General features: G+C 61.9%; 9 protein-coding genes. 4 read left to right on the top strand and 5 right to left on the bottom strand.

Annotation, left to right across the window (positions count from 1 at the left end; all coding sequences use genetic code 11):
* Positions 1–59: 59 nt before the first annotated feature.
* Genes QIW53_RS27065 through QIW53_RS27055 form a run of 3 tightly spaced genes read right to left on the bottom strand, consistent with a single transcriptional unit; the run spans position 60 to position 3464 of the window.
* Positions 60–965: an acyltransferase gene (locus tag QIW53_RS27065; RefSeq protein ID WP_371052662.1), complete on the bottom strand. Its 906-nt coding sequence runs from the start codon at positions 963–965 to the stop codon at positions 60–62.
* A complete protein-coding gene (gene pta / locus QIW53_RS27060; RefSeq protein WP_371052661.1) occupies positions 966–3065 on the bottom strand; it encodes a phosphate acetyltransferase in 2100 nt (699 codons plus the stop codon). It abuts the gene before it with no gap.
* Between the two features lie 60 nt (positions 3066–3125).
* Complete coding sequence (locus QIW53_RS27055; RefSeq protein ID WP_371052660.1) at positions 3126–3464, bottom strand: DUF3565 domain-containing protein; 339 nt, start codon at positions 3462–3464, stop codon at positions 3126–3128.
* Between QIW53_RS27055 and QIW53_RS27050 the strand changes: the two genes are divergently transcribed.
* The 3 genes from QIW53_RS27050 (at position 3433) to QIW53_RS27040 (ending at position 5870) form a co-directional block, all read left to right on the top strand.
* Positions 3433–3918: an FKBP-type peptidyl-prolyl cis-trans isomerase gene (locus QIW53_RS27050; protein WP_192309741.1), complete on the top strand. Its 486-nt coding sequence runs from the start codon at positions 3433–3435 to the stop codon at positions 3916–3918. The genes QIW53_RS27055 and QIW53_RS27050 overlap by 32 nt on opposite strands.
* A gap of 124 nt (positions 3919–4042) precedes the next feature.
* Positions 4043–4525 (top strand): glutathione peroxidase, encoded by a 483-nt coding sequence (locus QIW53_RS27045; RefSeq protein WP_371052659.1) that lies wholly within the window; start codon positions 4043–4045, stop codon positions 4523–4525.
* Positions 4526–4766: 241 nt separating this feature from the next.
* Entirely contained in the window at positions 4767–5870 is a 1104-nt protein-coding gene (locus QIW53_RS27040; protein ID WP_371052658.1) for an NADH:flavin oxidoreductase, read from the top strand.
* A gap of 120 nt (positions 5871–5990) precedes the next feature.
* Here QIW53_RS27040 and QIW53_RS27035 read toward each other — a convergent pair whose 3' ends face one another.
* Positions 5991–7190, bottom strand: coding sequence for a glycosyltransferase family 4 protein (locus QIW53_RS27035; protein ID WP_371052657.1), 1200 nt, complete (start codon positions 7188–7190; stop codon positions 5991–5993).
* 40 nt (positions 7191–7230) lie between these two features.
* Positions 7231–7983: a sulfate transporter CysZ gene (gene cysZ / locus QIW53_RS27030; RefSeq protein WP_371052656.1), complete on the bottom strand. Its 753-nt coding sequence runs from the start codon at positions 7981–7983 to the stop codon at positions 7231–7233.
* Between the two features lie 313 nt (positions 7984–8296).
* On the opposite strand from cysZ, the gene trxB reads away from it, so the two are divergent.
* On the top strand, positions 8297–9259 hold the full coding sequence (gene trxB, locus QIW53_RS27025; RefSeq protein WP_371052655.1) for a thioredoxin-disulfide reductase: 963 nt from the start codon (positions 8297–8299) through the stop codon (positions 9257–9259).
* The last annotated feature ends 133 nt before the right edge of the window (positions 9260–9392 follow it).

Below are 9392 nucleotides of genomic sequence, written 5' to 3'. Positions count from 1 at the left end.
AGTCAACATCAAGCTGGCTGATCCACCGCCTTCGCGAGCAAGCCCGCTCCCACATGGGGTCAGCGGCGGTCAGGGAATTCGCGATGCATCTGCCCCAGCAACGCATCCTTGTCCTGCCACAACTGGTTGATCCAGCCCTGGAACTGCAAGCGGTATTCACCGTCCTGGTCGTAGTTCCTGCCGATGAACTGCGGCGGAATCTTCAGTTCTTCGAAATGCACCACCACATCCTTCACGTTCCCGCAGAGCAGGTCCCAGAAACCAGGGCGTCCGCCGGGATAGTGGATGGTCACGTTGACGATCGATTCCAGCTGTTCGCCCATGGCGTCGAGCACGAACGCAATGCCGCCGGCCTTGGGTTTGAGCAGGTACTTGAACGGTGACTGTTGCTGGGCATGCTTGCCGTCGGTGAAACGCGTGCCTTCGACGAAGTTGAAAATGCCCACCGGGTTGTTGCGAAACTTCGCGCAGGTCTTGCGGGTGGTTTCCAGGTCCTTGCCTTTCTTTTCCGGGTGTTTCTCCAGATACGCCTTGGAGTAACGCTTCATGAACGGAAAGCCCAGCGCCCACCACGCCAGGCCAATCACCGGCACCCAGATCAGTTCCTGCTTGAGAAAGAATTTCAGCGGCTGGATGCGCCGGTTGAGCACGTATTGCAGCACCAGGATATCGACCCAGCTCTGGTGGTTGCTGGTGATCAGATACGAGTGCCGATAGTCCAGACCCTGCAGGCCGCTGAGGTGCCAGCGCGTGCGCCGGACCAGGTTCATCCAGCCTTTGTTGAGGCTGATCCAGGCTTCGTGGGTATGGCTCATCAGCCAGCCTGCCAGGCGCTGGGTCAGCGCGAATGGCAAGGCCTTGACGAGCGCCACGCAGAACAGGAACGAGCAGAGCAAAATCGTGTTCAACGCCAGAAGCAGCGAAGCAATCACACCGCGTGCCGGTGCAGGCAGAAAATCCAGCATTTAAACATCCAGAGGTCGGTTGGCGGCTTGAATCGCGGTGAGGGCGATGGTGTACACGATGTCGTCGACTTGCGCGCCACGCGGCAGGTCGTTCACCGGCTTGCGCAGGCCTTGCAGCATCGGCCCGAGGCTGACGCAGTCGGCGCTGCGCTGCACGGCTTTGTGCGTGGTGTTGCCGGTGTTGAGGTCGGGGAACACGAAAACCGTGGCGCGACCGGCCACCTGGCTGTTCGGCGCCAGTTGCCGGGCCACGGTCTCGTTGGCCGCCGCGTCGTACTGCAACGGGCCGTCGATCAGCAACGAGCGCTGCTGTTCGTGGGCGAGCAACGTGGCTTCGCGGACTTTCTCGACTTCTTCACCGCTGGCCGATTCGCCGCTGGAATAGCTGATCATCGCCACCCGAGGCGTGATGCCGAAGGCCGCGGCCGAGTCCGCGCTTTGCAGGGCGATCTCCGCCAGCTCGGTGGCGCTCGGGTGCGGGTTCATCACGCAATCGCCGTACACCAGCACTTCTTCGGGAAACAGCATGAAGAACACCGACGACACCAGCGTGCAGCCGGGCGCCGTTTTAATAAGCTGCAGGGCCGGGCGGATGGTGTTGGCGGTGGAGTGAATGACCCCGGAGACCAGGCCATCGACTTCGTCCAGCGCCAGCATCATGGTGCCGATCACCACCGGGTCTTCCAGCTGCTGCTCGGCCATCGGCGCGTTGAGGCTCTTGCTCTTGCGCAGGGCAACCATCGGCTCGACGTAGCGTTCGCGGATCAGGTCCGGATCGAGGATTTCCAGGCCCGGCGGCAGCTCGATGCCCTGGGCGCGCGCCACGGCTTCGACGTCAGCCGGCTTGGCCAGCAACACGCAGCGGGCGATGCCACGGGCCTGGCAGATCGCGGCGGCCTGTACGGTCAGCGGCTCGCTGCCCTCGGGCAGGACGATGCGTTTGTTGGCGCCCTGGGCGCGCTGGATCAACTGGTAGCGGAACACGGCTGGCGACAGGCGCATTTCCCTTGGCGTGCCACAGCGTTGGTGCAGCCAGTTGGCGTCCAGATGGCCGGCGACGAAATCGGTGATGATTTCCGCGCGTTCGCGGTCATCGATCGGGATTTCCTTGTTCAGGCCATTCAACTGGTTGGCGGTGTCATAGGAGCCGGTGCTCACCGACAACACCGGCAAACCGGCCTGCAGGGCACCACGGCAAAGGTCCATGATGCGCGGGTCGGGCAGGGTGTCACTGGTCAGCAACAGGCCCGCCAGCGGCACGCCATTGAGGGCCGCGAGGCTGACGGCGAGGATGATGTCGTCTCGATCGCCGGGCGTCACCACCAGCACACCGGGCTTGAGCAGCTCCACGGTGTTGCGCATGGTGCGCGCGCAAATGATGATCTTGGTCATGCGCCGGCTTTCGTAATCGCCGGCGTTGAGGATCTGCGCGCCCATCAGGTCCGCCACGTCGCGGGTGCGCGGCGCGTTCAGCTCCGGCTGATACGGGATACACCCGAGCAGACGGAAATCCCCGCTGCGCAACAGCGGCGAATGTTCCCTGAGTCGCGAGGCGAAGACCTCCATGCTTTCATCGGTCTTGACCTTGTTGAGGATCACCCCGAGGACCTTGGGATCCCTGGGACCGCCGAACAATTGCGCCTGCAATTCAACGCGGCCGGAGAGTTCGGTCAGCACCTCGTTTTCCGGTGCCGAGACCAGAATCACGTCGGCGTCGAGGCTCTTGGCCAGGTGCAGGTTGACCCGGGCGGCGTAGCTGGCGCTGCGGGTTGGCACCATGCCTTCGACGATCAGCACGTCCTTGCCGATGGCCGCCTGCTGATACAGCGTGATGATTTCTTCGAGCAGCTCATCGAGCTGACCGTCGCCGAGCATGCGCTCGACATGGGCCAGGCCCAGCGGCTGCGGCGGTTTCAGGCCGTGGGTGCGGGCCACCAGTTCGGTGGAGCGCTCGGGCCCGGTGTCCCCCGGATGGGGCTGGGCGATGGGCTTGAAAAAACCGACCTTGAGGCCCGCCCGCTCGAGGGTGCGTACCAGCCCGAGGCTGATGGAGGTCAGACCCACGCCAAAATCGGTGGGGGCAATAAAAAAAGTTTGCATGCGGATTCTCTAAGGGTGCATGGCAAAGGTGACCGTCTATAGCTGACGGCCTACCGAGATTCAGTCGCCAAGATTATCGCTAACCGAGCCTTGAGCGCACCAACCGCATTCAAAGCACTGGCCAATTCTTGCGGCACGTTGCGCCGGGTCAAGGACCCAGGCCCGCGACTGCCACGGCGGCTGGTGGCGCAGGTGCTGCGTATGGCCGCAGGACAGCTCGGCCACCCAGTGCCCGTCTTCATCCTGATGAAATCCTGTGACTGTCGAGCCAGGCGTCGCGGTCCGTTTGTCCGGGTTGTGTTCGCTTTCGGACGATGGCTTCGCTAGACTTGGCCTTTCTATTTTCTTCTGCAAAAGGTCTCGCCCCATGCTGATCGCCGCCAATAAGGCTGTCTCCATCGACTATACCCTGACCAACGACGCTGGTGAGGTCATCGACAGCTCCGCCGGCGGCGCGCCGCTGGTCTACCTGCAAGGCGCAGGCAACATCATCCCGGGCCTGGAAAAAGCCCTGGAAGGCAAAGGCGTCGGCGAAGAGCTGACTGTAGCCGTTGAACCTGAAGATGCCTACGGCGAATACGCGGCCGAACTGGTCAGCACCCTGAGCCGCAGCATGTTCGAAGGCGTCGACGAACTGGAAGTGGGCATGCAGTTCCACGCTTCCGCTCCGGACGGCCAGATGCAGATCGTGACCATCCGCGACCTGGACGGCGACGACGTCACCGTTGACGGCAACCACCCGCTGGCCGGTCAGCGCCTGAACTTCCAGGTCAAGATCGTTGCCATCCGTGACGCCAGCCAGGAAGAAATCGCTCATGGTCACGTCCATGGCGAAGGTGGCCATCACCACTGATTTTCTGCGCTAAGCTTTCGAGAACTGGAGAGGCGCCCGAGGGGCGCCTTTTTAGTCCGCGGCTGTCCTTGGCGGCATTGCCAAGAGGCTGTTTCGAGAAAAACACGGGAATCTGGAGTACGTCATGAGTGCTTTTCACGACCTGAAATTGACAGCCCTGGATGGTCAGGAGCTTCCGCTGGCGCCTTTCAAGGGCAACGTCGTGCTAGTGGTCAACGTGGCCTCCAAGTGTGGCTTGACCCCGCAATACGCGGCGCTGGAAAACCTTTATCAGCAATACAAGGACAAAGGCTTCAGCGTGCTGGGCTTGCCGTGCAACCAGTTTGCCGGGCAGGAGCCAGGCACCGAGCAGGAAATCCAGGAGTTCTGCAGCCTCAACTATGGCGTGACCTTTCCGTTGTCCAGCAAGCTGGAAGTCAACGGTCATGAGCGTCACCAGTTGTACCGCCTGCTGGCGGGCGAGGGCGCCGAGTTCCCTGGCGACATCACCTGGAACTTCGAAAAATTCCTGCTGGGCAAGGATGGCCGTGTACTCGCACGCTTCTCGCCGCGCACGGCACCGGACGATCCCTCGGTGATCCAGGCGATCGAAAAAGCCCTGGCCTGAGTTCCCCTTCTCCTGTAGGAGCGAGCATGTCGAGGCGTCGAACCGTCGCGATGGTCGTCAACGATAACGCTGGCAGCCTGACACCCCGCGGTGTATTTCAGACCATCGCGAGCAAGCTCGCTCCTACAGGTTCCGTGTTTCCCTCTTCTGATCCTTAATCACCCAAATCAATAGTGCTGTTCATCCGTGCGCCGGCTCCATATTATCGCCGTCATAAAGTCTATCCCCGTGGAGCGCACCCATGCCCGTTCAAGCTTTGTTCAAACCGTTCCACCTTGGCACCCTCGAACTGCCGACCCGCGTGGTCATGGCGCCCATGACCCGTTCGTTCTCGCCGGGTGGCGTGCCCAATTCCAAGGTCATCGAGTATTACCGCCGCCGCGCCGCTGCCGGCGTCGGCCTGATCATCACCGAAGGCACCACCGTCGGGCACCAGGCGTCCAACGGTTACCCGAACGTGCCGCATTTCTACGGTGAAGACGCGTTGGCTGGCTGGAAAAAAGTCGTCGACGCCGTGCACGCCGAAGGCGGCAAGATCGTCCCGCAACTGTGGCATGTTGGCAGTGTCCGTCGCATCGGCACCGAGCCGGACGCGAACGTGCCGGGTTACGGCCCTTCGGAAAAATTGAAGGATGGCCAGGTCGTGGTTCACGGCATGACGCAGCAGGACATCAAGGAGGTGATTGCTGCATTTGCCCAGGCCGCCAAGGATGCCCAGCGCATCGGCATGGACGGCGTGGAAATCCACGGCGCCCACGGGTACCTGGTGGACCAGTTCTTCTGGGAAGGCAGCAACCAGCGCACCGACGAATACGGCGGTAGCCTGGCCAACCGTTCGCGCTTCGCCATCGAGCTGATTCAGGCCGTACGTGCAGCGGTCGGTGAAGGCTTCCCGATCATCTTCCGTTTCTCCCAGTGGAAGCAGCAGGATTACACGGCGCGCCTGGTACAGACCCCGCAAGCGCTGGAGGAATTTCTCAAGCCGTTGTCCGACGCCGGCGTGGACATTTTCCACTGCTCGACGCGGCGTTTCTGGGAGCCGGAGTTCGACGGTTCCGAGCTGAACCTGGCGGGCTGGACACGCAAACTGACCGGCAAGCCGACCATCACCGTCGGCAGCGTTGGCCTGGATGGCGAGTTCCTGCAGTTCATGGTCAACACCGACAAGATCGCGCAACCAGCCAGCCTGGAAAAACTGCTGGAGCGCCTGAACAACGACGAGTTCGATCTGGTGGCGGTGGGGCGTGCGCTGCTGGTGGACCCGGACTGGGCGCAGAAGGTGCGTGACGGCCGTGAAGGAGACATCCTGCCGTTCAGCCGCGAGGCGTTGATGACGCTGGTGTAAGCGGCGCCTGGTAAAAAGCATCGCGGGCAAGCCCGCTCCCACATTGGATCTCTGGTGCACAGAAGACCCCCTGTGGGAGCGGGCTTGCCCGCGATGACGGACTGAAATTCAACAATAATCTCAAGGCAGGGACGCAGCCCCACGCACCACCTGCTCCCCCCCACAAGCCCCCCGCAACTGCCCCTCGAACTGCTCGATGATCGCCGCCCAACCCTGGCGGCTGGCATGCTGGCGCGCATTGAGCCGCACGCAACGCAAGGTCTCACGCTCCTCCAGCAGCCAGGCGGCCGCGTCGCAGAACGCCGCCTCGTCCCCCGGCATCGCCAGCACACCGTTGTAGCCGTGGCGAATATGCTGAGCCGCTGCCGCCTGGTCATAGGCCACCACGCCCAGCCCCGACGCCAGTGCTTCGAGCACCACATTGCCGAAGGTTTCGGTCAGGCTGGGAAACACGAAGACATCGCCTGACGCGTAGTGGGCAGCCAGGGCTTCGCCACGTTGCGCACCGCAGAACATCGCGTCGGGCAGGTCCTTCTCCAGCGCCGCTCGTTGCGGACCGTCACCGACGACGACCAGTTTTAGCTTTCGCTGTGGATACATCATTTTCAGCGTGTCGAAGCAACGCTTGAGCAGGCCCAGGTTTTTCTCCGGTGCCAGACGTCCGACATGGATGACGGCGATGTCCTTCTCGCCCAGTCCCCACTGTTCGCGCAACGATGGCTGGCGCTTGCTCGGGTGGAACAACTGGCTGTCGACCCCTCGGGACAGCAACGCCAGGCGCTCGAAATGTCGGCGTTCCAGTTCCATCCGCTGGCTGATACTCGGCACCAGAGTCAGGTTCGAGCGATTGTGGAACCAGCGCAGGTAGTGGGTCAGCAGTCGCGTGAGCAGACCGAGCCCATACTGGTCGGAATACTGCTGGAAATTGGTGTGAAAACCGCTCACCACGGAAATGCCCAGCCGCCGCGCCGCGCGCAAGGCGGACAGGCCCAGCGGCCCCTCCGTGGCGATGTACAGCACGTCCGGGCGCTGGCGCGTCCAGCGTCGCAGCAGTTTGTGCATCGACGACTGGCCCCATTGCAAACCCGGATACCCCGGCAATGGCCAGCCACGGCACAGCAGCAATTGATCGTCGCTGCCCGCCTGCTGATCGCAACCCTGCCTTGGCCGCACCAGCTCGACTTGATGTCCGCGAGCGCGCAAACCGTCGCACAGGCGGCCAAGGGTATTGGCCACACCGTTGATTTCGGGCGGGAAGGTTTCGGTGATCAGGGTGATATGCAGAGCTGTCGTCATGACCTCAGTGTCGACCGAGGCCATGTCGCCAGTGTGGCGATTTGATGATGGATTTGTGACCGCCTCAGCGCTGGCTCACCAGGCTCTCCGCACCACGTTCGCGGACCCAGAACAAGGTCGCCCCGGCCACGGCTGCCGGCATCATCAGGATGTTGACCAGCGGGATCAGCAGCGCCAGGTAAACCATGCCGCCAAAGCTCATGCTCTGCCAGCGTTTCTGCCGCAGCCAGGCGAGCATCTCGTTCCAGCCCAGCTTGTGGTTGTCCGCCGGGTAGTCGATGTACTGGATCGCCATCATCCACACCCCGAACAACAGCCACAGTGGTGCGGCGATGATGTTCACCACGGGAATGAACGAGAGGATGAACAGGCCGATGGCGCGGGGCAGGAAGTAGCCAAGCTTGCGCATTTCCCGGGCGAAGGTTCGCGGGACCATGGCGATCAGTTCACCCCAGCTGAACGCCGGGAAATCATCGGTGCCGCGCACCACCACTTCGACTTTCTCGGCGAGGAAGCCGTTGAAGGGCGCAGCGATGATGTTGGCGAGCAGGGTGAAGGTGAAAAACACCATCAGCACCACCAGCACCACGAAAATCGGCCAGAGCAGGTAACTGAGGAAACTCAGCCAGTCGGGCAGGGTTGGCATCAGCGTATCGACCCACAGGCTGAACTGATGGCCGGCCAGATAGATCAATCCGACGAACAGCACGAGGTTGATCACCAGGGGAAGCAATACGAAAAGCCGCAGGCTGGGGCTCAAAACCAGTTTGAGGCCTTCGCGCAGGTATTGCGGGCCGGACAGAACAGGGGCGGGCATATCGGGCTCCGAGAGAGGGGAAACGCGCCGACCTTACCGGCTTTGCCTGGCGGGCGAAAGCACGGGCCATCGATCGACATCAGCTGTAACAAAGGTGCCTGTAAACACGCGGCAACAGGATAGAGACCACCTATGAGCTGGATTGTTAAACCGTATTTCCTTAATCTTCGCCCCCTCGATACATTGCACCCATTCTTTTACAGGACTGTCGAGTTCAAGCCTTCCCCAAGTGCTTTCAATGGTCCTTTTTTATTCACGCCGGCAACCCGGCGTTCCGCGCCAGTCGTTTTGGGCGGGTCAACAGGAGCAGGTCATGTCTGAAGTCCGTCATTCGCGAGTGATTATTCTCGGTTCCGGCCCTGCCGGTTACAGTGCAGCGGTCTACGCTGCCCGTGCCAACCTCAAGCCGTTGCTGATCACCGGCATGCAGGCCGGCGGTCAATTGACCACCACCACCGAAGTCGACAACTGGCCGGGCGACGTCCACGGCCTGACCGGCCCGGTGTTGATGGAGCGCATGCGCGAGCACGCCGAGCGCTTTGAAACCGAGATCGTTTTCGATCACATCAATGCCGTGGACTTCGCTGCCAAGCCTTACACCCTGACCGGCGACAGCGCGGTCTACACCTGTGACGCCCTGATCATTGCCACCGGTGCCAGCGCTCGCTACCTGGGCCTGCCGTCGGAAGAAGCATTCATGGGCAAAGGCGTTTCCGCCTGTGCGACCTGCGACGGCTTTTTCTATCGCAACAAGCCAGTGGCCGTGGTCGGTGGCGGCAACACCGCTGTCGAGGAAGCGCTGTACCTGGCCAACATCGCCAGCACCGTGACCCTGATCCACCGTCGCGAGACCTTCCGCGCCGAGAAGATCCTGATCGACAAGCTCAACGCCCGTGTGGCCGAAGGCAAGATCATCCTCAAGTTGAACTCGACCCTGGATGAAGTCCTGGGCGATAACATGGGTGTGACCGGCGCTCGCTTGAAGAACAACGACGGCAGCTTCGACGAAGTGAAGGTCGACGGCGTGTTCATCGCCATTGGCCACACGCCGAACACCTCGCTGTTCGAAGGCCAGTTGACCCTCAAGGACGGTTACCTGGTGGTGCAGGGCGGCCGTGAAGGCAACGCTACCGCGACCAGCGTCGAAGGCATCTTCGCCGCCGGCGACGTGGCTGACCACGTTTACCGCCAGGCGATCACCTCGGCCGGCGCCGGCTGCATGGCCGCCCTGGACACCGAGCGTTACCTCGACGGCCTGCAGAACGCTTCGTTCTGAGGTTGTTGAATTGAAAAAAACCGGCTTCGGCCGGTTTTTTTTTGTGCTCACGTTTAATGCCTGATCACGTACCCTGTGGGAGCGGGCTTGCTCGCGAAGGCGGTGTGGCAGTCAACATTGATATCGCCTGACA

Origin of the sequence: Pseudomonas fluorescens, from assembly GCF_041354075.1 — a bacterium.
GTDB lineage: Bacteria > Pseudomonadota > Gammaproteobacteria > Pseudomonadales > Pseudomonadaceae > Aquipseudomonas > Aquipseudomonas fluorescens_CE.
This window is presented reverse-complemented; position numbering and strand designations above follow the sequence as displayed.